Source organism: Tenacibaculum sp. M341, from assembly GCF_004337695.1.
Taxonomy (GTDB): Bacteria; Bacteroidota; Bacteroidia; order Flavobacteriales; family Flavobacteriaceae; genus Polaribacter.
Window position 1 is genome coordinate 27,717 of record NZ_SJXJ01000020.1, and the last position, 23,308, is coordinate 51,024.

The 23,308-nt window shown below is 27.8% G+C and carries 27 protein-coding genes; 15 read left to right on the plus strand and 12 right to left on the minus strand.

The annotated features are described in order from the left end of the window. Positions 1–88: 88 nt before the first annotated feature. The 4 genes from EYW44_RS17830 to EYW44_RS17845 all read left to right on the plus strand — a co-directional run bounded on the left by EYW44_RS17830 (position 89) and on the right by EYW44_RS17845 (position 5,543). The gene (locus tag EYW44_RS17830) at positions 89–1,060 is read left to right on the plus strand and encodes a type I phosphomannose isomerase catalytic subunit (RefSeq protein WP_132725796.1); all 972 of its coding nucleotides are present in this window, start codon (positions 89–91) and stop codon (positions 1,058–1,060) included. A 44-nt stretch (positions 1,061–1,104) separates the two neighbouring features. Continuing rightward, a complete protein-coding gene (locus EYW44_RS17835; RefSeq protein WP_132725799.1) occupies positions 1,105–1,938 on the plus strand; it encodes a hypothetical protein in 834 nt (277 codons plus the stop codon). 60 nt (positions 1,939–1,998) lie between these two features. Further along, entirely contained in the window at positions 1,999–4,104 is a 2,106-nt protein-coding gene (recQ, locus tag EYW44_RS17840) for a DNA helicase RecQ (RefSeq protein ID WP_132725802.1), read from the plus strand. A gap of 182 nt (positions 4,105–4,286) precedes the next feature. After that, on the plus strand, positions 4,287–5,543 hold the full coding sequence (locus EYW44_RS17845; RefSeq protein ID WP_132725805.1) for a hypothetical protein: 1,257 nt from the start codon (positions 4,287–4,289) through the stop codon (positions 5,541–5,543). Positions 5,544–5,593: 50 nt separating this feature from the next. Here EYW44_RS17845 and EYW44_RS17850 read toward each other — a convergent pair whose 3' ends face one another. Continuing rightward, positions 5,594–6,214: a hypothetical protein gene (locus EYW44_RS17850; RefSeq protein WP_132725807.1), complete on the minus strand. Its 621-nt coding sequence runs from the start codon at positions 6,212–6,214 to the stop codon at positions 5,594–5,596. After that, the gene (locus EYW44_RS17855; protein ID WP_132725810.1) at positions 6,198–6,680 is read right to left on the minus strand and encodes an RNA polymerase sigma factor; all 483 of its coding nucleotides are present in this window, start codon (positions 6,678–6,680) and stop codon (positions 6,198–6,200) included. Before EYW44_RS17855 ends, EYW44_RS17850 begins: the two co-directional genes overlap by 17 nt. Positions 6,681–6,883: 203 nt before the next feature. Here EYW44_RS17855 and EYW44_RS17860 point away from each other — a divergent pair, with 203 nt between their 5' ends. The 10 genes from EYW44_RS17860 to EYW44_RS17905 all read left to right on the plus strand — a co-directional run bounded on the left by EYW44_RS17860 (position 6,884) and on the right by EYW44_RS17905 (position 12,539). Next, the gene (locus EYW44_RS17860) at positions 6,884–7,270 is read left to right on the plus strand and encodes a hypothetical protein (protein WP_132725813.1); all 387 of its coding nucleotides are present in this window, start codon (positions 6,884–6,886) and stop codon (positions 7,268–7,270) included. A 55-nt stretch (positions 7,271–7,325) separates the two neighbouring features. After that, on the plus strand, positions 7,326–7,832 hold the full coding sequence (locus tag EYW44_RS17865; protein WP_132725815.1) for a GbsR/MarR family transcriptional regulator: 507 nt from the start codon (positions 7,326–7,328) through the stop codon (positions 7,830–7,832). Positions 7,833–7,870: 38 nt separating this feature from the next. Beyond that, positions 7,871–8,227 carry a hypothetical protein gene (locus EYW44_RS17870; protein WP_132725818.1) on the plus strand — a complete coding sequence of 119 codons (357 nt, stop codon included), beginning with the start codon at positions 7,871–7,873 and terminating at the stop codon, positions 8,225–8,227. Between the two features lie 44 nt (positions 8,228–8,271). Further along, positions 8,272–8,616, plus strand: coding sequence for a hypothetical protein (locus EYW44_RS17875; RefSeq protein ID WP_132725821.1), 345 nt, complete (start codon positions 8,272–8,274; stop codon positions 8,614–8,616). Between the two features lie 2 nt (positions 8,617–8,618). Further along, complete coding sequence (locus EYW44_RS17880; RefSeq protein ID WP_132725823.1) at positions 8,619–9,017, plus strand: hypothetical protein; 399 nt, start codon at positions 8,619–8,621, stop codon at positions 9,015–9,017. A 63-nt stretch (positions 9,018–9,080) separates the two neighbouring features. Continuing rightward, positions 9,081–9,905, plus strand: coding sequence for a hypothetical protein (locus EYW44_RS17885; protein ID WP_132725826.1), 825 nt, complete (start codon positions 9,081–9,083; stop codon positions 9,903–9,905). Between the two features lie 77 nt (positions 9,906–9,982). Continuing rightward, positions 9,983–10,879: a TIGR01777 family oxidoreductase gene (locus tag EYW44_RS17890; protein ID WP_132725829.1), complete on the plus strand. Its 897-nt coding sequence runs from the start codon at positions 9,983–9,985 to the stop codon at positions 10,877–10,879. 92 nt (positions 10,880–10,971) lie between these two features. After that, entirely contained in the window at positions 10,972–11,442 is a 471-nt protein-coding gene (locus EYW44_RS17895; protein ID WP_132725832.1) for an SRPBCC family protein, read from the plus strand. A 3-nt stretch (positions 11,443–11,445) separates the two neighbouring features. After that, positions 11,446–11,835: a hypothetical protein gene (locus tag EYW44_RS17900; RefSeq protein ID WP_132725835.1), complete on the plus strand. Its 390-nt coding sequence runs from the start codon at positions 11,446–11,448 to the stop codon at positions 11,833–11,835. After that, the gene (locus EYW44_RS17905; RefSeq protein ID WP_132725838.1) at positions 11,832–12,539 is read left to right on the plus strand and encodes a YqjF family protein; all 708 of its coding nucleotides are present in this window, start codon (positions 11,832–11,834) and stop codon (positions 12,537–12,539) included. Before EYW44_RS17900 ends, EYW44_RS17905 begins: the two co-directional genes overlap by 4 nt. Before the next feature lie 70 nt (positions 12,540–12,609). On the opposite strand, the gene EYW44_RS17910 is transcribed toward EYW44_RS17905, so the two are convergent. The 4 genes from EYW44_RS17910 to EYW44_RS17925 all read right to left on the minus strand — a co-directional run bounded on the left by EYW44_RS17910 (position 12,610) and on the right by EYW44_RS17925 (position 16,658). After that, positions 12,610–13,656 carry an FG-GAP repeat domain-containing protein gene (locus tag EYW44_RS17910; RefSeq protein WP_165872267.1) on the minus strand — a complete coding sequence of 349 codons (1,047 nt, stop codon included), beginning with the start codon at positions 13,654–13,656 and terminating at the stop codon, positions 12,610–12,612. A gap of 195 nt (positions 13,657–13,851) precedes the next feature. Further along, the gene (locus tag EYW44_RS17915) at positions 13,852–14,532 is read right to left on the minus strand and encodes a DUF547 domain-containing protein (protein ID WP_132725844.1); all 681 of its coding nucleotides are present in this window, start codon (positions 14,530–14,532) and stop codon (positions 13,852–13,854) included. Positions 14,533–14,607: 75 nt separating this feature from the next. Further along, positions 14,608–15,432 carry a mechanosensitive ion channel family protein gene (locus tag EYW44_RS17920; RefSeq protein ID WP_132725847.1) on the minus strand — a complete coding sequence of 275 codons (825 nt, stop codon included), beginning with the start codon at positions 15,430–15,432 and terminating at the stop codon, positions 14,608–14,610. 110 nt (positions 15,433–15,542) lie between these two features. Continuing rightward, a complete protein-coding gene (locus EYW44_RS17925) occupies positions 15,543–16,658 on the minus strand; it encodes a hypothetical protein (RefSeq protein ID WP_132725850.1) in 1,116 nt (371 codons plus the stop codon). 180 nt (positions 16,659–16,838) lie between these two features. On the opposite strand from EYW44_RS17925, the gene EYW44_RS17930 reads away from it, so the two are divergent. Beyond that, on the plus strand, positions 16,839–17,372 hold the full coding sequence (locus EYW44_RS17930) for a hypothetical protein (protein ID WP_132725853.1): 534 nt from the start codon (positions 16,839–16,841) through the stop codon (positions 17,370–17,372). A 267-nt stretch (positions 17,373–17,639) separates the two neighbouring features. Here the strand turns inward: EYW44_RS17930 and EYW44_RS17935 are convergent, their stop codons facing one another. From EYW44_RS17935 to EYW44_RS17960, 6 genes are all read right to left on the minus strand, one after another. Then, entirely contained in the window at positions 17,640–18,083 is a 444-nt protein-coding gene (locus tag EYW44_RS17935) for a hypothetical protein (RefSeq protein WP_132725856.1), read from the minus strand. A 64-nt stretch (positions 18,084–18,147) separates the two neighbouring features. Next, positions 18,148–19,398 (minus strand): tetratricopeptide repeat protein, encoded by a 1,251-nt coding sequence (locus EYW44_RS17940; RefSeq protein WP_132725858.1) that lies wholly within the window; start codon positions 19,396–19,398, stop codon positions 18,148–18,150. Positions 19,399–19,403: 5 nt separating this feature from the next. Continuing rightward, the gene (locus tag EYW44_RS17945; protein ID WP_132725861.1) at positions 19,404–20,276 is read right to left on the minus strand and encodes a DUF4350 domain-containing protein; all 873 of its coding nucleotides are present in this window, start codon (positions 20,274–20,276) and stop codon (positions 19,404–19,406) included. Next, positions 20,276–21,589: a M56 family metallopeptidase gene (locus tag EYW44_RS17950; protein WP_132725864.1), complete on the minus strand. Its 1,314-nt coding sequence runs from the start codon at positions 21,587–21,589 to the stop codon at positions 20,276–20,278. The genes EYW44_RS17945 and EYW44_RS17950 overlap by 1 nt, the downstream gene beginning before the upstream one ends. Positions 21,590–21,593: 4 nt before the next feature. Beyond that, positions 21,594–22,910: a M56 family metallopeptidase gene (locus EYW44_RS17955; RefSeq protein WP_132725867.1), complete on the minus strand. Its 1,317-nt coding sequence runs from the start codon at positions 22,908–22,910 to the stop codon at positions 21,594–21,596. 5 nt (positions 22,911–22,915) lie between these two features. Further along, entirely contained in the window at positions 22,916–23,284 is a 369-nt protein-coding gene (locus EYW44_RS17960; protein WP_132725870.1) for a BlaI/MecI/CopY family transcriptional regulator, read from the minus strand. Positions 23,285–23,308 lie beyond the last annotated feature (24 nt).

The following is a 23,308-nucleotide window of genomic DNA, read 5'->3' on the forward strand; positions in this document are numbered from 1 at the left end:
TAAAATATCGATAAAGTGCTTAAAAAGCTTTATATTTAATCAGTTAACTGTTGAAAAATGCCTTTTTTAGATTAATAATGAGACAAATATGAAACTATATCCAATAAAATTTACTCCTATTTTAAAAGAAAAAATTTGGGGAGGTGAAAAGCTGGTTCAAAAATTCAAAAAAAAGTCAGAAAAAAATAACATAGGAGAAAGTTGGGAGATTTCTGATGTTAAAGGCAATGTATCAATAGTTGCTAATGGAGATTTAAGAGGAACATCTTTAAAAGAATTGGTTCAAAAATATAAAGGAACATTTGTTGGAGATAAGGTTTACGAACAGTTTGGAGAAGATTTTCCCGTCTTAATAAAGTTTATAGATGCGAAAACACCTTTATCTATTCAAGTACATCCGAATAATGAATTAGCCAAAGAACGTCATGATTCTTTTGGTAAAAATGAAATGTGGTACATTATGGATAGCGATGCTACTGCTGAATTAATTATTGGGTTTAATGAAGAGGTTTCGCAGAAGGAATATGTGGAAGCATTAGAAGGAGGTAAAATTTTAGATATTTTAAATGCTGAGAAAGTTACTAAGGGAGATGCTTTTTACATTCCAACAGGAAGAGTTCATGCGATTGGAGCGGGAACAGTTTTAGCAGAAATTCAACAAACTTCAGATATTACGTATCGTATTTATGATTACGAGAGAGTAGATAAAATCTCAGGTAAACAAAGAGAGTTACATACTGAACAAGCTTTAGATGCTATCGATTACAGAGTGCATGAATCTTATAAAACAGATTATGAATTGGTAGAAAACCAGTCTTCTAAATTGATACATTCACCTTATTTTAAAACTGATGTAATTCAGTTAAATACGACAATATTAAAAGATTATAGCCAGCTAGATTCTTTTGTGATTTATATGTGTGTAGATGGTGTTTTTGAAGTAATAGCAAACGATGAGGTTTTTTCAGTAGAAAAAGGAGAAACTATTTTATTACCAGCAAGTATTCAAGAAATCAGTTTAAAAAGCCAATCAGCCAAAATTTTAGAAGTTTATTTATAGTCTCAAATTATCGTCTATTTTTAACAAATAAAATTTGTTGGTGTATGGCTACGATTGTAAATAAAATGTTGAGAGTTTTTCCTAAGAAGCAAAAAGTTACTGAGGTAGATTGTTTTGCTATATGTGCTCATTTAGCAGATACAGGAGGAGAGCTTTGGGAGAAGGTTATTTATTATGTAAATGAAGAAGAAAATTGTTTAGATATTAAATATAAGTCGAGAAAAGGAAGAGGTGATTTAGGTATTGAAAATAAACTAGATGAATTTGATATTTGGATTATTGAAAATGGAGAAGGAGGACATGATTATTTACATTTTTTAAATGAAAGACAGTATGATATGAAAATGTCTAATGATTTAGTAAATCTATATTGTTTTGATGAAATTAGGGTTTTAGGAAATCACAATGAATTAATTAAAGATTTTCACAATCATTTTTTTCATACCACAGGCTATCAATTTTCAGGAGCTTTTGAAAAAATAAAACAGAATGTACTTTCTTTTCATGTAAATGGTGTTTACAATGCAGGTACTATCTATGATGTTGGAGAGGAGTTTTCAAGGGTACCAGAATTAATGACTAAAGAAGCTTTTTTTGAACCAAGGCAAGTATTCTATTTAGAAGCAGAGTTTTTATTTTTAGACAATGGAAGTTATGGAGTTAAAAAAATGTTAACGTCCTGTTTAAAAGATAAATTTAAAGATTTTGAATGGAATAGAGAACATTTGCACGAAATTCAGATTTGTTATAACAATAGAGTTGTAAAAAGAATTGAAACGGGTGAGCATTGGCTGTATTATAACGGAGAATTCTTTGATAACACGGTAGAAAGAAATTGGATAGACTATCTTTCTTTAAGAAGAAGAGGATTGGTATAAATATCTGTTTCTTTGTAAAAAAGCGAGCTTCAAATTCTTCGTTTTGTTTACTTTTGCGGTATGACTGATATCGGCGAAAAAGAGCTTCTAAAAAAATTAAAAACAAACTTCGGATACGATAGTTTTAGATCAAATCAACAAGCTATTGTAGAAAATGTATTAAACAAGAAAGATACATTGGTAATTATGCCAACAGGTGGTGGAAAATCAATCTGTTTTCAATTACCTTCATTATTTATTGAAGGAGTTACTTTGGTAATTTCTCCATTGATTGCCTTAATGAAAGATCAGGTAGATAGTTTAAAGGCAAATGGTATACCTGCTATGTTTTTTAATAGTAGTCAGTCTTCCGAAGAACAACAAGAAGTATTTAATGCTATTGCCGATAAAAAAATACAGCTGCTTTATGTAGCACCAGAAAGTTTACTTCTTTTACAAAATGTATTAAATCAGAGTTATATTGGGTGTGTAGCTATTGATGAAGCTCACTGTATATCTTCTTGGGGACATGATTTTAGACCTTCGTATAAACAGTTGGCTTTTCTAAAAAAAACGTTGCCAGAGGTGCCTATTATAGCTTTAACAGCAACAGCAGACAAAGCAACCCAAGAAGACATATTGGAGCAATTGTCCATACCTCATGCAACTCGCTTTATTAGTTCTTTTAATAGAGAGAATATTACCTTAGAAGTAAGACCAGCCAATGAGCGCATACAACAAATAATCGATTATATTGGAAAGAGAGCAAACGAAGCTGGTATTATTTATTGTTTGAGTAGAAAAACTACTGAGCAGTTAGCTGCCAAATTAAAACAAAACAATATAGATGCAAGAGCCTACCATGCAGGATTAACTTTTGATGAGCGAGCAGCAACTCAAGAAGCATTTATAAAAGATAATTGTCAGGTAGTATGCGCAACAGTTGCTTTTGGTATGGGAATAGACAAGTCTAACGTTCGTTGGGTAATTCACTACAATATGCCTAAAAACATCGAGGGTTATTATCAAGAAATTGGACGTTCTGGGCGTGATGGTTTAGAATCACATGCATTATTATTTCATAGTTATGCAGATGTAATTCAGTTAAGAAAGTTTATAGAAGGTACCAGCAATCAAGAAGTACAAGAAGCAAAATTAGATAGAATGAAGCAGTTTGCAGAAGCAACTGTGTGTAGGCGAAAAATTTTGTTAAGTTATTTTGGAGAATTGATTGAAGAGAATTGTGGTAATTGCGATGTATGTAAAAATCCGCCTAAGTTTTTTGACGGAACAGTAATTGCCCAAAAAGCACTTTCTGCTATCTACAGGTTAAAAGGAAAAGAAGCTTTAGGTACAGTTGTAGATGTACTACGTGGAGCGCAAAATGCTAAAGTGTTAGATAAAAACTATAACACGTTAAAAACTTATGGGGTAGGTAAAGAAACATCATGGAAAGATTGGCAACATTATATTATTCAATTGATAAATCAAGGATATTGTCAAATAGCATTTCATGAGAATAATGCTTTACAGTTAACAGATTTTTCATCTAAAGTTTTATTTAATAATGAAAAAGTACAATTAACAACACCTGTAGAAGTTAAAAAAGAAGAAAAAAGAAAAGTAACTAAAATAACTAAGAGCACATCAAAAAATAGTTTATTCGATCGTTTACGAGCACTGCGTTACCGAATTGCTACAGAAGAAAATATAGCGGCATACTTAGTTTTTAACGATGCAACTTTAAGAGAAATAGAAAAAGAACGACCACAAACCGATAATGAATTTTTAGCCATAAGTGGAGTAGGACAACGTAAGTTAGAAGTTTATGGAGGAGAATTTATGGAAGAAATAAAAACATTTCTAAAAGAAAAGAAGAAGAATAAAAAAGATACTACATTAGAAACCTATAAATTGTATGAAGAAGGTTTTACGATTGAGGAAATAGCAGAAGCAAGAGGCTTAAAAGCACAAACAATTTTTTCACATCTATCTAAATTATATTTAGAAGGAAAAGATATTGCCTTAGATAAATTTATAGATGCAAATCAATTAAAATTAATAGCAAACGCAAAAAAAGTTCTTAAAAACGAAACAGCTTTAAAACCTTATTTTGAATTTTTAGAAGAAAAAATTCCATATGAACAAATTAGAATAGGATTAACTATTTTACAGAAAAAGAGATAGTTGTTGTGATTTAAAAGAATGATGAAAATGTTTAAAAACCATATAATTGGTATGATTTTTTAATAAATGATTCAAAAATTGTATTTTACGAGTCAAAACTGTTTTATAAAGCATAAATACTTCTTCAAAAACTTAATTATCCCTAATAAAGCAGTACAGTTGATTAGTTAATTTGATTTGAAATGATAAAAAACTTTTTAAAAATATTTTTAGTGCTTATTCTTTTTGCATGCGAAGGAAATCAAAAGGAAAGTAAAGAACTAAAATCTTTGGAAAAAGAAAATAAAGATAAAAAAGTTGAGGAAAAACAAAGTAAAGCTATTGATAAAATCAAGGACAGACTTAAAGAAATCAACTCAAAAAAAGAAAACACACACGTATACGTTAGCAATCCAACTGGTTTAAAATATAGAAAATCTCCTCAAGGAAAAATATTAGGAACTTTTCCTTTGAATACTGAATTAGAGATTGTTGAAAACACTAAAATTTTTGGTCAAGCAGTTGAAAATAATCAAACACTAAAAGGAGAGTGGTTAGGAGTAAAACAAAAACAAGATACTGTTTATGTATTAAATTCGTTATTATCTGATTCGTACAATTTTTCTAAAATGGAGGTGTATACTGCAACTCAATATGACGAAAAAGATAATGGAGAAATTAGCACAGGTTTTTTAAATGCTTCTAATGTTTATTTTTCAAATAAAAAAGATACAGAAGAGGTTTTGCCTAAAGAAATATTAAAAGATACTGTTAGATTAAATATTGAGCAGCGAAAAAAGTTTTTGGATATTATAAATGTTTCAGAGTCTGACAATGTTTTTATTTATGATGTAAATAATGAGAAAGTACATACTTTAAAGGTAAGTTCGTTACCTGTAATTGCTTGTATTAATGCTTTTTTTGACGAAAATCATTATGAAAAAACAGAGAAACAGTATCAATTTGGTTTTGATTTAGGAGATGTTTTAAAATATAACTGTCATATTAATTTTGCAACTATTGGAAAACAAAATCCATTTGTAGTAGGTAAATTAAATCCATTTGTATGGAAAAGGCTAAATCCTGATAGATTTAGAGGACAATTAGATATTTATGAAGTACCAGCTGAGTTTAATTATGAAGTTAGATTTGTTTTATCTTATGTTTTAAACGAACTACAATACTACTTAATAAATAAAGAAAACCTTCTTGTTATAGATAGAGAAAAGAAAGAGATTATTTACAATCACACTTTTTATTCAGGTGTAAATGCAAATTTAACACTACCTATTTTAGAAAATGAAAAAGAATTTTTTCACAGACAATGGACAGGAAAACTCTTTAAAAATATGCCTCCAGTTGTATTTGGGTTTCAGAATTGGGTTTTTGGCTGTGAAGAAATACGATTTTTAAATACTTCAGATTTGCCAGTAAAAGTTTTATGTGATAGTAGAAATTAAAAAAAAATCGTCATTGTATAAATAATATTACACAATGACGAAGTGTATATTTATAAGCTTTTTAAGTTTTCCATTTCTGAAATAATTTCATTCAATTTACGAAGTTGTCTACCATATACTAAGTTAGTTGATATAGTGTAAACAATTGTACAAAGAATTGACATAAAAACGGTCATACCCAAACCAATTCCCATTGCTTCAATAAAAGTGAGCTCATTCAATAAAACATTAGATAAAAAACTATCTTCTTTAATAAAATATGCTAGTATAAATATTGACATTACAGCAACAGGTAAGCCAAACATAAAAAGCTTTTTTGTTGATTTAATGATAGATGCAACAATGCTTTGATATTTTTTTAGATACGATAAATTATCAAGTTTAATATCAATAGTTTCAAATCTGCTTAGTAATCGTTTATTAAAAAAGTACAGACAAATAATTAAAAAAGAGCCGTAAATTCCAATAATAAATTCAGAAAAAGCGATCATACCAATCAATACTAAAATAGCCATTGGAATTAGTCCTTTATTATCAATTTCGTAAGTTCTTTTAATTTTATTAATCACAGATTTTGATTTTTTGTTATACAAATCATTTATTTTAGGAGCAATGAACGATTCTTCTTTAATAAAAGATTCATTCCATATTTTCTCAATTGATTTTTCCATCTAATAATATTTTTAATTGTTTTTTAATTCTGTTAATACGTACTGCAATATTGTTAGCGCTAGTTCCAATAATTACAGCAATTTCTTTATTAGGGTTTTCCTCTAAATACAATAGAATAATTGCCCTATCCAATTCTGAGAGTTTTTTAATAGCCTCATATAACAAATTCAGATTTTCGTTTTCAAAGGCTTTGTTATTATCAAAATCTTCCTGAATCACCTCTATAGGTCTTGCTCTACGATTATTTTTTTTTACCAAGGTTAAGCACACGTTTAGTGTAATTCTATAAATCCAAGTAGACCACTTAGACTTTTCTTTAAAAGCCGTTCTACTTTTCCAAATTTGTAAACAAGCCTCCTGATAAAAGTCCTCAAAATCCTCTTGCGAATCAGTATATGCTCTGCATATTTTAATAATGATTCCTGCATGAGGTAAAATAGAAGTGGTATAAAAATCGTTACTCAAAATTGTGTTTTCTTGATTAGTAAATCGAGAATTAAAAATATTACAAGAAAAATAAAAAACTTTTTATAGAACATAGAGAGTATGCATAAATAGATAAAAAAAACTGATTGATTGACACGCATATTGATTACTAGTTTACAAATATCAATTAACAGTATTAGTTATGAATAAAAACTCTTTTTTTTGAAATAAAAATTAATAATATGAATACAGTATTAAAAATAGGTATAAACCTGAATAGGCTAATAATGATAGTTACAGGTGTTTTATTTGGTTGTTATGCAATAAATGGGAGAATTAATTACCAAATATTAGCATTAATATCGGCTATTGTTTTGGGTGCTTATCAAGTATTATTAGCACTTACATTATTGTTAACAAAGAATAATTTTAAACCACTAAAGGGTGTTTTTCTAGTTTATTTTGTGTCAGTTCTTATATATTTATTTTTCTTTTTCGGTTTTTTATGGAAGTATATTCCTTTTTACAATGAGTATGTTTTGTCAGTAATACCAGTCTTTTTAGCTTTATATATCACTTTTTTTATGGAGAAAAAGTATGCTGAGAATAGAGTAGAGAGAAAAGAATGAATATTTTATTTTCAATAATTTTTGAAAGTTTAGAAAAAAGTTATATGTTTGTACCATGGAATTAGAAGCAGCAAAATTAAAGTACATTCAAACATGGGGAAGTTTAGCAACTTCTTGGGGTATTAATAAAACAATGGCTCAAGTACATGCGTTGTTGCTAGTTTCTGTAGACCCAATGTCTGCTGATGAAATTATGGAAACCTTAAAAATATCAAGAGGAAATGTAAACATGAATGTTCGTGCGCTAATTGATTGGGGAATTGTTCGTAAAGAATTTGTAGTAGGGGAGCGTAAAGAATTTTTTGTTGCAGACAAAGACATTTGGGAGTTATTTAAACAAGTAACTAAAGAGCGAAAGAAAAGAGAAATAGAGCCTGTATTAAAGGTGTTAGATGAATTACAAAATGATGTAACAGAAGATTCTAACGAGGCAGAGGTGTTCAGAAAACTAATGAATGATATTCTTTCTGTAACAGGCATGTTTAATGGATTATTAGATAAAGCTATTAAGGCAGATGAGCATTGGTTATTATCTAATTTTACTAAGCTTTTAAAAAAATAAAAAAATTTAAACACAAACTTTCAATAATTTCTGAAAATATGAAACATATAAATAGATTTTTAATCATAATTTTTACAATACTACTTTTAGCAAGTATTTCTGAAACTGATAGCTTGGCTCTAGCAGCTTTATTTGCTATACCTTTAGGTTTTTTACAAGTGTTATTTTGTTTAATAGTTCTTTTCAATTGGGATGTTTTAAATAAAAAAGAAAAGTTGTTTGAAGGAATATATTTTACAATTGTAATAACATATTTTACGTTTTGGGATAGTTTGTCTAATGGAAGTATGGATAACCTTTTTGTAGAGCTATTCTTTTTCGGACTACCTGTAGTATTAGCATACGGAGTGACTGTTTTCTTAGAAAAACTGAAAATACAAGACAAAAAAATTTAAATATAAACTTTCAATAATTTCTGAAAATTTGAAATAATAAGAAAATGAATACAATTACTTACATCATATATATTCTATTAGCAAGCATGAGTATTGTATACGTTGGTAATGAATGCTATAGGAATGGGAAAATTTACATATCAAACTATTTTCCGGAAGATGAAAAGTTTGCTAATGGAATAAACAATGTATTACGAACTGCTTATTACTTTTTAAATCTGGGCTTAGTAGTATGGACCTTAAGTTCATTAAACAATATTACAACTTGTCAGCAATTAATAGAAGAGGTAAGTAGTAGGCTGAGTTTTATATTATTAATCATAGCGTTTTTACATATAATCAATTTAATAACAATTTATAAATCACATAAACATTACAAAAACAAATAATCATGGAAACTACATTAACACTAATTGCTTATGCTATTTATTTACCGGTGAGTATTGGATTAACCACTTTAGTAGCACAACATTTATTTAAAAACAGTAAAATATTTATGCTAGATATTTTTAATCAGAAAACAGAAATAGCTTTAGCAACTAATAAACTATTTAAAATTGGATTTTATTTAATCAATGTAGGTTTTGCTTTAAAAATAATTCAAATGTATGGTATGCATAGCTATCAAGATTTGGTAGAAGATTTGAGTACAAAAATTGGTGGTTTTTCAATTTATCTAGGAGTAATAATGATCATTTTTATTGTGTTTTTTCTAAATGGAAGAAAAGCAAGTAAAAAAGAAAATTTAAGACAACAACGTATAAGAGAAATGGATAGTAGAGAAGACTAAAATATAAAGAGTAACTAAGACATATAGTTTACCTCTTCTAATTCGCAATTAAAAAGAAACATTATGAACACACTTAACAATCACACCTTACTATACGATACAAAATGTCCGTTATGTAATTTATATACAAGTGGCTTTATTAGTACTAAAATGTTAGATGTTAACGGAAGAAAAGCATTTGAAAAGTTAACAACAGAAGAAAGAACATTTGTAGATATAGAAAGAGCTGCTAACGAAATAGCTTTAGTTGATAAGGAAAACAAAAAAGTAATTTATGGCATTGATAGTTTGTTAAAGGTGATAGGGAATTCATATCCGATGATAGAGAGAATAGGCAAGGTTTCATTCATACATTTCGGATTGACAAAGTTGTATTCATTTGTTTCTTATAACAGAAAAGTAATTATGCCTTCAGAGGTACAGCCAACAAAAGAATTAACGTGTGTACCTAGCTTTAATTTAACCTACAGATTATTATTTATACTTATTTCAGTATTTATAACAGGGTATAGTCTTTTTAGTTTTTCTAATTTGATTAGTGATTTACCTAAAACAAGTTTTCAAACAGAGTTGTTTATTGCTGCAGCTCAAATAATATTTCAGAGTTTGTTTTTACTGAAGAAAGATGCTAAAACAATCATGAACTATGCAGGAAATTTAATGACAATTTCATTAATAGGATGTATTGGATTATTTCAATTACAGTTATTAAATATGATAATTCCTTTGTCTCAAACATTTATTATCATTTCATTTTTTGGAATTGTTTCGTTGATGTTTTTTGAGCATAAACGAAGAGTGAAATTGTTAGAGTTACCAAGTTACTTATCATACACCTGGGTGTTGTATAGAATCATTGTATTGCTAGTATTATTATTTGGTATTTAATGAAATAAAAAACAGAATACAGTGAAGAGAACCAAGAATAGAGAGTTAAGAAAATTCGTAATTTAAAAATAAATATTATGAAAATAGTCATCGCAGGAGGAACTGGATATTTGGGAGAATTGCTAACCAATTATTATAAGAAAGAAAAGAAGAATCAAATATATATTTTAACAAGAAAACAAAAGTTAAATTCAGGAAACGTTCACTATTTACAATGGAACGGAAAAACAAAAGGATATTGGACTTCTTTATTAGAACATACAGATGTATTAATTAATCTAACGGGAAAATCGGTTAATTGTAGATATACTAAAGAAAATAAAGAAGAAATTTATCAAAGCAGATTGCAAAGTACAGCTTTGTTATGTGAAATTGTTCAAGAACTAGCGTTTCCGCCGAAAGTTTTTATCCAGTCTTCTTCAGCGACGATATACAGGCATTCTGAAGATGTACAGATGACCGAAGAAAAAGGAGAAATAGGAATTGATTTTTCTATGGATGTATGTAAGAAATGGGAAGAAGTGTTTAATAATTATGAGTTTTCAAAAACAAAAAAAATAATAACAAGAACTTCTATTGTATTGGGAAGTAACGGAGGCGCTTTTCCAATTATGAAAAAAATGACAAAACTTGGATTAGGAGGAAAGCAAGGAAAAGGGAATCAATTTATAAGTTGGATAACAGAAAAAGATTATATAAAAGCAATTGATTTTTTAATGACTAAAAAATCTGGTGTGTATAATATATGTGTGCCAAATCCGATTAGAAATAAAGAGTTTCAAAAAGAATTAAGAAAAAAAATTAAAGCACCGTTTGGATTAAGTGCCACCAAATGGATGTTAAAAATAGGAGCAAAAATAATAGGAACAGAAACAGAGTTATTATTAAAAAGTAGAAATGTATATCCAGAAAAATTATTGGATTTAGGCTTTGAGTTTGATACTAAAACGTTCAAAGAGTTTAGTATCCAATAATAATAAGAATGGAGAAAGAAAATGAGTGTGTTTACGACAAATATATTCCCGCTTCATTCCCCTGATGAATAATAAACTTAAAAAGTAAAATTATGCCAACAATTGTATTATTTACCAAAATAAAAGCAGCTAAAAAGTTAGTTTTTGATTTATCAAGAAGTATCGATTTACATAAAATTTCAACAGAAAGCACTAATGAAAAAGCGATTGCAGGTAAAACTGAAGGATTAATTAATTTAAACGAAACAGTAACTTGGAGAGCAAAGTATTTAGGAGTGTATCAAAATTTTACATCAAAAGTAACAGGTTGCAGAGATTCAGATTATTTTGCCGATATAATGCTTTCAGGAGCGTTTAAAAGTTTTAAACATGAACATTTTTTTTCGTTCAAAAATAATATTACAACATTGGTGGATGTAATGGAATATCATTCGCCACTTGGTTTTATAGGTAAGTTTGTAGATTTTCTTTTTTTAGAAAAGTATATGACTAATTTTTTAAAGCTAAGAAATAAAACAATCAAAGAGTATGCAGAGTCTGATAAGTGGAGAGAAATACTGTAAAAAATGATAAAAGGTGTTTTAATAACAACTTGGGTTAATAGAGTTTTAATACTATTAACTTTTGGATTGTTCTTATATGGATTCTTATTTAAAGAAGAATTGCTATTATTTTGGAGTTTAATGTTATCAATTGTTTTAGGGGCTTTTCAATTTTTAGCTGGAATAAATTTGAGTTTTATAACTGAAGAAAAATGGTTAAAAAGAATAAGGTTTTATATAAAAATGGTATTGCTTTATTTTTTAGTAGGAATGATTTTTGGTTTTTCTTCGGATTATATATCTTTTAAAACAGATATTTTAGAGTATTTATTTTTTATGATACCTATTATTTTAGCTTTCTTTTTTACCTATATAGTTGAACAAGTTTATAAATTAGAAAAACAAAAAGTATGAGTTTTTTAAAAGCAGAATGGAGAAAATTAGTGATGGTAAACTATGCTGTAAAACCTGTAGTACTTCAGCCATATGTACCAAAAGGAACAGAACTCGATTTTTTTGAAGATGTTTGTTATGTTAGCGTGGTAGGTTTTATGTTTAAAAACACGAAGTTATTAGGAGTTAAAATTCCATTTCATATTAATTTTGAAGAAGTAAACCTCCGATTTTATGTAAAAAGAAAAACAGCAAGTGAAGTAAAGCGAGGTGTGGTTTTTATAAAAGAAATAGTGCCAAAGCCAGCGATTACTTTTGTAGCTAATACTGTTTATAATGAAAATTACGAAACATTACCGATGCAGCATCTTTGGAAAGAAAAAGAGAATGAATTAGAAGTGGTGTATAAGTGGAAGAAAAACAACAATTGGAATTCAATTGAGGTAATTGCTGAAAATATACCAACAAATATCGAAGAGAACTCTGTTATAGAATTTATTTCTGAACATTATTGGGGCTATGCAAAAGAATCAGAAAAGAAAACAACAGAATATGAAGTAAGACATCCTAGATGGCAATATTATCCAATAAATAATTTCAATATGAAAATTGATTTTAAAGAAACGTATGGAGATAATTTTGAGTTTTTAAATTCTATTGAACCAAGTTCAGTTATGTTGTTAGAAGGGGCAGAAATTTCAGTAGAAGGAAAAAGTAATTTATAAGAATAAAAGCAACAAACCAGAAGTAAAGTGGTTACTTCTGGTTTGTTATATACAGTATAAATAAGTATGCTTATCTAGTTTCTACAGTAAAGTAATGAGTAAAGTTCCAGTTATGTCCAACTCTTACACCACCACCGTTATTGTAGAATGTATTATTTCTAAAAGGGTAAAATAATAAATCTCCATTAGATTTTCTAACAACTAAATCAGCCGTACCATCTCTATTCCAATCAGCAGGAAAATAATCTGTAAAGTTCCAGTTGTGTCCAACTCTTACACCACCACCGTTATTATAGAATGTGTTATTTCTAAAAGGGTATAATAATAAATCACCATTAGACTTTCTAACAACTAAATCAGGAGTACCATTACCATCCCAGTCAGCAGGAAAGTAGTGCGTAAAATTCCAGTTATGTCCAACTCTAACACCACCACCGTTATTGTAAAATGTATTATTTCTAAAAGGATACAGTAATAAATCACCATTAGCATTTCTAACGACTAAGTCCGCTGTACCATCACCATTCCAGTCAGCAGGAAAGTAATGAGTAAAGTTCCAGTTGTGTCCAACTCTTACACCACCACCGTTATTGTAGAATGTATTATTTTTAAAAGGATATAATAATAAATCACCATTAGATTTTCTAACAACTAAATCAGGAGTACCGTCACCTGTGAAATCCGCAGCAAAATAGTGCGTAAAGTTCCAATTATGACCTACTCTAATACCACCGCCGTTATTGTAAAAAGTATTGTTTACGAAAGGGTAAAAAAGTAAATCACCGTTAGAAGTTCTAACAATTAAATCAGTATTTCCGTCACCATTCCAGTCAGCAGGAAAGTAGTGCGTAAAATTCCAATTATGTCCAACTCTTACACCACCACCATTATTGTAGAATGTATTATTCCTAAAAGGATAGAAAAGTAATTCAGAACTATTGTTTCTAACTACTAAATTAAGATTTCCATTAGCAGCTCTTTGCAAAGTGTTTTCTTCTTTTGCAGTGCTTGTTTCAATGTCTTTTTCAATAACAGATTCTTGAGTACAAGAAGTTAAACATAGCAACCCTACAACAAGAGTTTTTGTTAAATTAATTTTTGATTTAAAAATTTTCATCATAATTGATTTTTAGTAAATGGTTAATTATCTCATAAATATAAAAAATAAATATGACCTTATAAACGTAGTGCGAGATTTGAATAAAAATTAACTCTAAAACAATGATAAAATCATAATTATTTAGCATTTATTTTTAGCTTTCAAAGAATAAATAAAACAACGAAGTCTTGTTACGTAAGTATTATTAAATGATTATATGAAGTTATTTAAGTTTTCTTCCCAAGAATAAGGTTTAAACTTAATTTTATAATCAGAAATGTCTTTTTTTAATTGCTGTTGATATATTTTTTTAATGCCTTTTGTTCCACCAAAATCACCTAAAAACCATTTAAATAACATAGTTGTATACACTTCTTTTTTTGAATGATCGAAATCTGTTTCAAATTCAAGAAAAGATTGAGTAACATCATCTAATTGAAGTGCAATTTTTTCTGAATTATAAAAAACAATTGGAGGACAACTTTTTGCGCCACAGTTAAGAGCAAAATGAATACGATAATCTATTTTAGAAACAGCAAGTTCTTTAATTAATTTTCGAGTAAAAAAGTTAGGAAAATATCCCAATGAATATTTATAACGATACTTTCTTAAAATACCATGTTCTATATCGTCTAAACTAAAATTATGATTAGCAATTGTAATAACCTTTTCGGTATATATTTTAGGTTTAGTAAGGTTTAATTCTGTTCTTAAAATTAGAAAATAAGCATTGTATAAATTGATCCAAAAAGTCTTTTTTTCAGTATCGTTGTTTAGTTTTTCTTTAAGTTTTTTTAAAGGTATTTTCGAAATTTCCGTTTGAATTTTATCCGTAGGCTTTTGCTCTTTAACAGAAAGTAAAAGTAATTTAGAAAGATTATCGAAAAGATACATTAAACATTAAAAATTGACAGTCAAATGTCAATTTAGACGTAGTCTTTTCGATTCCTTACAAAAAAATATTTTTTTTTATTCGCCAATACTTCCGAGTTCAACACCTTCAGAATAAGCTACCTGTATTTTGTGGTCGCTAAATGCTTTTTTTATAACTTCATGAGTATCGAAAGTAACTTGCCAAAAGTCTTCAGGGTGTACATATGGACGAATGCTTAGTTCTATGCTATGAGAATCGAAGTTTTCAATACCAATTTCAGTTGTAGGTTCCTCTAAAATATTATCAATTTTAGCTATAGCATTTTGTATTATTTTTTTTACACGAGGAAAACTTTCTGCATAAGGCATTGTTGCATTAATTTCTAAACGAACCATACCTTTTTTTGAAAAGTTAGTTACGACTCCATCAGTAATTTTTGAATTTGGAATAATTAATGTTTTATGACCAGGAGATACAATATTGGTACTAAAAATTCCAATTTCTTCTACCTTACCAAATTTCTCTTCTACTTGAATCCAATCACCAGATTTGTATGGTTTTAATGTTAAAATAAGAATTCCAGAAGCAAAATTCCCTAAACTTCCCTGTAAAGCCATACCAATAGCAAAACCAACTGCTGCTAAAAGTGCTACTAAACTAGATAAATTTACTCCTAAAATAGATGCAATAGTTAGTAATAAAGCTCCCTTTAAAACAAAATTGATCATTGAAATTAAAAAAGGGCGAATAGTATCATCAAAGCCTGCTTTTTCCATCACTTTAGCTAATACAACAACCAATCGTTTAATTAATTTCATACCAAGCCATAAAATAAGTCCGCCTAACAATAATTTAGGAACATAAATAATAGCTTTTTGTTGAATTAAACTGATAATGTTTTGAATGTCTATATTTTTCATATTTAATTGAATAGGAAATAAAATTAAAAGAAAGATAATACGTAAAATTTAATCAGACAATTTTCTAAAACATATTTTAAGTTTTTGGTATTAAGTTAATTTAATAGGTCTTATTTGTTTTGAGTAGTTGATTGAGTAAATTTCCAACCATTATTTTCAAAAATATTTAATTGGTAAGTACTCATACTTCCTTGAAAATTTTGATTAACTTGAATAATTATAGCATCATTTTCTACCTGAACATGAGATATTTTTTCAGAGATACTTCCATCGTTCATTAAAACTTTTTTTCCTTTGTTTTCTTCGCCATCAAATGGTTGATGTTGTATGTACTGATAATTATTTTTTTCTTTAATAATAATATCATTAAAATCATTACAAAAAGTTTTACCGCTTTCATCGTTAGCAGAGGTGGTGTAATTTTTAGCCACTAAAAAATCGATCTCTCTATTAGCGAATTTAGCTTCTTTACTGTGTAATACTTTTAAAATGTTTTTTCCAAATAAGATAAACTTATCCCTACCATATACTACTTCTACATAATTAGCCCAATCACAATAATCTTTTCCTTTTTGTTCAGGTCTCTTATACATTGTTTTTTCAACAACATAAACACTACCAATTTTGTCAACAGTTAACTGACTTATTTTTTTCAATTTTTTATTGTAAATAGAGTGTGTACCAGGTAATATAATTCCTCTTTGAGAAACTTTTTCAAAAGCAATAGGCGATTTTTTAATAACCTTTTCTCTGTCTATATCTTCTAAATCACCTAAAAAACCATCGAAAACAAAAACAATTTCTTCAGAAAATTCATCCTTTTTTACAGCTACCCATTTACCAATAATTTCTTCACCTTTATCAGTAACTGCCATTTCTTTATTAGTCTCAGCAACCACTTCTACTTTTGTAGCAAATGAAAATTTTTGCTGTTTTTTACCACCAGGAGCCTCTCTGTATAAAAGACCATTTTCAGCAGTAACATATTTAAAATAACTTACTGGTTTTATACTGTAGTCTTCAGCTTGTTTTTGAAGTTTTTCAATAATACTAGAAGTATCTAACTCTTCGTTTTCAAAGGTGTTCTTTATTTTTACAATAGTTTCTTTTCCACTATTGACTTTGTGCTTTAAGATGCTTTTTTCTGATTGTTTTTTGTCATCTTCTCCACAGGCTGTTAAAATAAATAGGAGTGAAGCTGTAATTATATAATATATTGTTTTCATGTTTAGTTTCTTCTATTTCTTATAGTTTTTGAATCCACTATAAACGGATTTGTGAAAGCAAAATTATATTTTATTTCTTCTATAAAATCATAACAACTATTATTCGTTGTAGTTTTCTTGATAATTGTCAAGATTTAAATAGAAATCGCACTGTAGCTTTGTTAAAAACAAATAGTAAGTATGATTGTCTCTGAAAAATTACAACAATTTTATAACAATAATAATTTAGATACTGACGGTGGTGAAAATCAAGATTTTTTTATTCTGAAATTTCGATTATTCTCATTAAAGCTACCAAATTCTGATTTTAGAAAAAAGGTAGTATACATTCATGATATTCAACATGTTTTATTCGACTGTGATATTTCATGGAAAGGAGAAAGTTTTATAGCGGGTTGGGAAATTGCTACAGGAATATGGAAGCATTTTCCGATTAATATTATGGCTTTTTGGGCAGCAGGATTTAGTTTTTTGAATTATCCGAAAGAAATGATTAGAGGTTATAAAACAGGTTTAAAGTATAATGGAATTATTGACTTAGATATTAGTAAAGAGGAACTTTTAAAATTACCATTAGAAGAGGTTAGAAAGTTAGTTTTAAAAAAGAAGCCTACTCAATTCAATTTTTTAATTTTTATTTTTTGGTTGTTTATTGCAGAGTGTGTGTTTTTCTTTCCTTTAATGGTAGTGTTGTTGGTTTGGGTTTTAAGTTAACAACAAGGTGAAAGTATTCGTATGGTAAAAAGAAAAAGACTTAAAATTAAAGGGGAAATTACCATGAAACTCTCCATTTTTTAACGGTGAATTTAGGCAAAGAAGCGTTGTAGTTTTGCGATCTCAATAATGTAAATTGACTAAAAATGAGAATCAAAACAACAAAAAACGTGATGTTATTATTTGCCTTTGTACTAGTTTTTTATAAAACTCAATATTTGTACTGAAAGGAATTAAAAAATTAAAATTAAACAAAGGAATAAGTTTTTATTCCTTTGTTTTTATATTTATAGGTAAAGTGTACTGTGTTGTTACAGGAATTCCTCTTTTAGTAGCTGGAAATAAATTAGGGAATTCTTCTGTTGTATGCTCTAAAATAGTATCTATTTGAGGTAATAGACTTTTTAGTAATTCTGATGCATCAACATTTTTTACATACATTTTGCCTTCTTTATCTATAACCAATGTTACTAGTATAGTTTCTTCTAAAGATTCTCTAGATGAGATGGTATATTTTTTTAAGGCTTTTGTAAATGTTTTTCTCATGTTGGTTCTAAAGCAATTGGTTTTTGCATTGCCCAATAATGATTCACATTCTTTAAAAGTAGGTGATTCATCTACAGATGAAAAATCAACAATAGTATCTTTTACAGGAGTTGCTTTTGTACTAGAAACTTGTTTACACGATGTATAAACAAGTATTACTACCAATAAACAAATAATCCTATAAATCACCTTATCAAAAAATTACAAAGTGAAAATATAAAAAATAGTTCTATTTTAGAGGTTCTCCTTTTAAGAAGTATTCTTTTTTTATTGCATTTAACCTATTTTTTACAAAAGCATCTATATCTTTATCCTTACCTTCAAATTGCGCTATATATTTAGTAAACAGATTATATGCTATTTTTTTATCTTTATAAAAGTTTTCTGATATTCTAGCTAATTCATATAATGCTAAGTGATTTTTTCTATTTTCCTTTATTGCTAATTTATATTGTTCAATTACACGCTTTGGTAGTTTCATTCTTGAATACACTTTTGCCAAGCCCATATATCCTTTATCTCTTGTTTTTTTACCTACATAAGTCGACAAAAAATAGCTGTACATTGCTTTTTGTGTCTTATCTTGTTCATAATAGATATCTCCTAAATAACGATGACTCTTAAAGTCTTCATAATCTAACTTAGTAGCAATAGAAAAATACTTTGCAGCTTTTTCATAGTCTTTTAATTGATAATAACATTTAGCTAACATCTTATTTGTATAATGTTCTTTGGGAGCTAAAGAATCTATTCTATTTAACAGAAGAATACTCTGCTTATATTTTTTTTCTAGATACAAGGCATTAATTTTTAATCTATTTAAATTAATGTGATTGGGGTTTAAATACAACCCTTTTTCTGTAAATAACCTTGCGGAATCTTTATCTCTTAATTTTGTGTAAACTCTAGCTAGTTTCTCTATAGCTTTAAAATGTGTTTTATCTGAATCATACGCAGCTAAAAAGTTATCTATTCTCTTATTTTTTTCTCCTAGAAGCATATTTGCTAAACCTAATTGATAGTGATAATTGGCATTTCTAAGATCTTTCTTAATTAATTCATTGAAAATAATTTTGGCTTTTTTAGCTTTTTTACGTTGTAAATACAGTTTTCCTAACATATATTTTACAAATAAATTATTTTCATCTTGTACCGAAACCTCTTCAAATAAAGTAATCGCTTCTTTTATCTTTTGTTGTTTTATTAATGATTTACCTAACTTAATTTTTGTACGATAATCATCTTTAAACGTAAGCGCTTTTTTATAAAATTCTGATGCTTTTTTATGATTATCTATGGCTTCATATATTATAGCAATTTTACTGTTACTCTTAAATGTTTCTTCTGATTTATCCAATATAGATAATGCTTGTTTATACCTTCCTGTTTTTATTAAACTATCTATTGATACAATGTTGTTTTGAGCATTAATCTGTGTAATTACCATTGCAAAAACAATAGTTAAAATTTTTATGTTCATGTATTTTATTTTTCTTCTTTAGTCAACCAACTAACAATGTTAAGTAACAATTTATAATTTTCAGTAGCATCAGGTGAGTTCATTCCTACTTTAAATTGATTGGGTCCTGCTAGTTGAGCAGTAAACATTCCTGCTTCTCCAAATATTGCTACTTTTCCTTTTTTAAACTGCATAATTGCTCCTTGAGATAAACCTTTTGCAGATAATCGTTTTGTTTTTTCTGAAAATCGCCACATAGTGTCAGGTAAGTGTATAATATATTTTTCTTTAGGTTTTAAAATGGAAATTGCTTTTTCAGGAGTTTTAAATGCTTGTCCAGTAAAAGAAACTATTTTCTGGATGTTGTTAGTTACTTCGTGATTTTCTAAAGTATTTTCATTTATTGTATAGTCAATAATTCCACCTCTATTTTCATCAAACAAAAAGCTGTCATAAAAAGTAAAACCAAAAGCTTTGGCAAGTTTTTCACTAGCTCCTGCAAAAGGCATATGATCAGCAATTAAAAATAAATGCCCACCTTTAGCTACCCATTTTGTGATGTTTTTTATTTCTTCATCTGTAAAGGCACTTGGTGTTGGTATAACAAATGGAGGACGACTGTTTTCTGATAGGGCATTAGAAATAACCAAGGTTTTAATAGTCTTTAAATAAGTGTTTGAAAACTTATGTTTAGATGCCTTAACATTGTATCCAGCATTTCTCAATACTTTTGCAAAAGGTAAAAAACGATTATCAATTCGATGAAAATTACGATGTGCATGATCTACATAAATAGTTGAATTGTATTTCTTTTCAACTTTAGGTTGATATAAAGTATCTGGTATTTGCTGAGAAAACACAGCAGAACTTATTAATAGTGTAATTAAAATTAATCTCATTATTGTTTGATTCTATACATTACAGGTAATGAATAATACACTGAAACAGCTTTTCCATTTTTTATTGCTGGTTTCATTTTTGGTAATCTTTTTACAACATTTACCGCATGTTTATCTAACTCAGGATAATTTGTATTTGTTCTAACATTTTCAATATTTCCTTGTTTGTTTACAGTAAAATGAACATAAATTTCATGATAAGAATCGTATTTTACGAGTAAATCAAAATCGAAATTTTCAATTACAAACTCTTTTATTTTATTATTAAAACAAGCTCTATCACCTTCCTCACATCCAGGATATGTTGGGAAAATACCGGTCATAGAAAGGGGTACATCGTTTAGAGCATATTTGTTTTTAATGTTGATTTTATAATGAGGTAAATCTTCCTTCATATCATTTAAATTAGCGGTATAGTCAATGAAAAGGTTCTTTGTAAAAGATGCAGCTACATTACTTTTTTGATTATTAGAGCAAGAAGTATAAAATAACATGCTAACCATAACAGGAACTAGTAACAAGTATTTAAGATTTTTAATTTGTTTAGATCTGTTTTTAGTAATCATGGTAATTCTTCTTTTTATTAGCGATTTTTTATAAAATTGGTTGACAAATGATATGTTTTCAACCTGAAATATTTCGGATAATAAATTATTGATGTAATTGTTTTTTTCTGAAGATTTACTCACAACTTCATCAGAAATAAACTCATGGACTAGTGAAATTCTCTTTTGTAGAATCCAAATCATAGGATTGAACCACATTACAATTTTTAATATTTCAAATAAAAGTAAGTCTAAAGTGTGCTTTTGTTTACAGTGAACTAATTCATGTTTAATAACATTGTTTTTCTTTTCTCCAGTAAGTTCTTCTCCAATAAAAATGTAATTGAAAAAAGAAAAAGCTTTAGCATTTTTAGGTAGTAAAACTAATGTGTAAGATTCGTAAGAACTCTTTTTGTGATTATAAATTAAACGAATCAACTTAAAAAGTCTGATAAAAAAAATAATAGCAAAAAGTATCATACCCAAAACGAAAAAAACTTTTACATAATTAATGGATTGATACCAACTCGTTTTTTCGATAACCTTTTGAGGAGATAATACTATTTCAGGTAGTAAAACAGTATATTCTTGAGAAACGACTTCATTTAATGTTTCAATTTTAAAAAGAGGAATAAAAAAAGAGGTAACCGTAGTACTTAATAAATACAACCTGTTTTTAGTAAAGAACGTTTCTTTACTAAGAGCAATATCATATACAAGTAAAAATAAAACTTGAAATAAAACGACTTGTAAAACATAAGTAAGCATAATTTTATGTTTTTTTAATTTTGTACATCAATGGCAAATAGTATGAAATTTCTACTATTTTTCCTTTTTTTATAGCTGGTTTCATTCGAGGTAATTTTTTTAACACCTCAATAGCATGTTTTTCTATCTCAGGAAATTCAGTTTTTGTTTTAATGTTTTTAACAGTCCCTTTTTTAGTTATTGTAAAATGAACATAAACTTCATTGTGAGGTTTACTCTTTGTAAGTAAATCAAAATCAAAGTTTTCAATTACAAACTCTTTTATTTTATTATTAAAACAATCTCTATCACCTTCTTCACAACCAGGATATGTCGGAATAACACCAGTCATAGAAAGAGGAACGTCATATAAAGCATATTTATTTTTAATGTTTATGTTGTAGAACGGGGTAGATGGCCACATAAGTCTGTTATCGTTATATGTAAAGGAGTCTTCTTTTGAATAAGACGTTACTACGATGTTACTTTTTTGATTATTTGAGCAAGAAGTATAAAATAACATAATAACAACTATTGGAGCTAATAAAAAATATTTAAGATTTTTAATTTGCTTAGATCTTTTTTTAGTAATCATGGTAATTCTTTTTCTTATTAGCGATTTTTTATAAAATTGATTAACAAAAGATATGTTTTCAACCTGAAATATTTCGGATAATAAATTATTGATATAATTGTTTTTTTCTGAAGATTTACTCACAACTTCATCAGAAATAAATTCGTGAACTAGTGAAATTCTTTTCTGAAAAATCCAAATCATAGGATTGAACCACATTACAATTTTTAATAATTCAAATAAAAGTAAGTCTAACGTGTGCTTTTGTTTACAGTGAACTAGTTCATGTTTAATAATATTGTTTTTCTTTTCTCCAGTAAGTTCTTCTCCAATAAAAACATAATTGAAAAAAGAAAAAGCTTTTGTGTTTTTAGGTAGTAAAACTAGTGTGTAAGATTTGTAAGAACTCTTTTTGTGATTGTGAATTAAACGAATCAACTTAAAAAGTCTGATAAAAAAAATAGCAGCAAAAAGCATCATACCCAAAACGAATAAAACTTCTACATAATTGATGGATTGGTACCAACTCGTTTTTTCGATAACCTTTTGAGGAGATAATACTATTTCAGGTAGTAAAACAGTATATTCTTGAGAAACGACTTCATTTAATGTTTCAATTTTAAAAAGAGGAATAAAAAAAGAGGTAACCGTAGTACTTAATAAATACAACCTGTTTTTAGTAAAGAACGTTTCTTTACTAAGAGCAATATCATATACAAGTAAAAATAAAACTTGAAATAAAACGACTTGTAAAATATAAAAAATCATAGCAATTATTTTTTTTCACTTTTATTTACCTCCCTCATAATACTTTCTAATTCATTTATATCCATTTTGTTCTCTTTCATAAAAAAAGAAACCATATTTTTAAAAGAGCCGCCAAAATATCCATTCATTAATTTATGTAAACTCTGATTGCTGTAATCAGATTTTGGAATAATAGGATAATACACGTAGCCCCTACCTTTAGGTTTGTGAGCTACAAATTCTTTCGTTTCTAAAATTCTGATGATTGTTGATACTGTATTGTAAGCAGGTTTTGGTATGGGTAATTTTTCTATAACTTCTTTCACAGAAGCTTCTTCTAGTTCCCATAAAACTTGCATTATTTGTTCTTCTGCTTTTGTTAATTGTTTATTCATAGACTTTTTATATTGAATCTGTTA

Coding starts and splice junctions, on each gene's coding strand:
- EYW44_RS17830 (WP_132725796.1), top strand. CDS start 89: ATGAAACTATATCCAATAAAATTTACTCCTATTTTAAAAGAAAAAATT.
- EYW44_RS17835 (WP_132725799.1), top strand. CDS start 1,105: ATGGCTACGATTGTAAATAAAATGTTGAGAGTTTTTCCTAAGAAGCAA.
- recQ (WP_132725802.1), top strand. CDS start 1,999: ATGACTGATATCGGCGAAAAAGAGCTTCTAAAAAAATTAAAAACAAAC.
- EYW44_RS17845 (WP_132725805.1), top strand. CDS start 4,287: ATGATAAAAAACTTTTTAAAAATATTTTTAGTGCTTATTCTTTTTGCA.
- EYW44_RS17850 (WP_132725807.1), bottom strand. CDS start 6,214: ATGGAAAAATCAATTGAGAAAATATGGAATGAATCTTTTATTAAAGAA.
- EYW44_RS17860 (WP_132725813.1), top strand. CDS start 6,884: ATGAATACAGTATTAAAAATAGGTATAAACCTGAATAGGCTAATAATG.
- EYW44_RS17865 (WP_132725815.1), top strand. CDS start 7,326: ATGGAATTAGAAGCAGCAAAATTAAAGTACATTCAAACATGGGGAAGT.
- EYW44_RS17870 (WP_132725818.1), top strand. CDS start 7,871: ATGAAACATATAAATAGATTTTTAATCATAATTTTTACAATACTACTT.
- EYW44_RS17875 (WP_132725821.1), top strand. CDS start 8,272: ATGAATACAATTACTTACATCATATATATTCTATTAGCAAGCATGAGT.
- EYW44_RS17880 (WP_132725823.1), top strand. CDS start 8,619: ATGGAAACTACATTAACACTAATTGCTTATGCTATTTATTTACCGGTG.
- EYW44_RS17885 (WP_132725826.1), top strand. CDS start 9,081: ATGAACACACTTAACAATCACACCTTACTATACGATACAAAATGTCCG.
- EYW44_RS17890 (WP_132725829.1), top strand. CDS start 9,983: ATGAAAATAGTCATCGCAGGAGGAACTGGATATTTGGGAGAATTGCTA.
- EYW44_RS17895 (WP_132725832.1), top strand. CDS start 10,972: ATGCCAACAATTGTATTATTTACCAAAATAAAAGCAGCTAAAAAGTTA.
- EYW44_RS17900 (WP_132725835.1), top strand. CDS start 11,446: ATGATAAAAGGTGTTTTAATAACAACTTGGGTTAATAGAGTTTTAATA.
- EYW44_RS17905 (WP_132725838.1), top strand. CDS start 11,832: ATGAGTTTTTTAAAAGCAGAATGGAGAAAATTAGTGATGGTAAACTAT.
- EYW44_RS17910 (WP_165872267.1), bottom strand. CDS start 13,656: ATGAAAATTTTTAAATCAAAAATTAATTTAACAAAAACTCTTGTTGTA.
- EYW44_RS17915 (WP_132725844.1), bottom strand. CDS start 14,532: ATGTATCTTTTCGATAATCTTTCTAAATTACTTTTACTTTCTGTTAAA.
- EYW44_RS17920 (WP_132725847.1), bottom strand. CDS start 15,432: ATGAAAAATATAGACATTCAAAACATTATCAGTTTAATTCAACAAAAA.
- EYW44_RS17925 (WP_132725850.1), bottom strand. CDS start 16,658: ATGAAAACAATATATTATATAATTACAGCTTCACTCCTATTTATTTTA.
- EYW44_RS17930 (WP_132725853.1), top strand. CDS start 16,839: ATGATTGTCTCTGAAAAATTACAACAATTTTATAACAATAATAATTTA.
- EYW44_RS17940 (WP_132725858.1), bottom strand. CDS start 19,398: ATGAACATAAAAATTTTAACTATTGTTTTTGCAATGGTAATTACACAG.
- EYW44_RS17945 (WP_132725861.1), bottom strand. CDS start 20,276: ATGAGATTAATTTTAATTACACTATTAATAAGTTCTGCTGTGTTTTCT.
- EYW44_RS17950 (WP_132725864.1), bottom strand. CDS start 21,589: ATGCTTACTTATGTTTTACAAGTCGTTTTATTTCAAGTTTTATTTTTA.
- EYW44_RS17955 (WP_132725867.1), bottom strand. CDS start 22,910: ATGATTTTTTATATTTTACAAGTCGTTTTATTTCAAGTTTTATTTTTA.
- EYW44_RS17960 (WP_132725870.1), bottom strand. CDS start 23,284: ATGAATAAACAATTAACAAAAGCAGAAGAACAAATAATGCAAGTTTTA.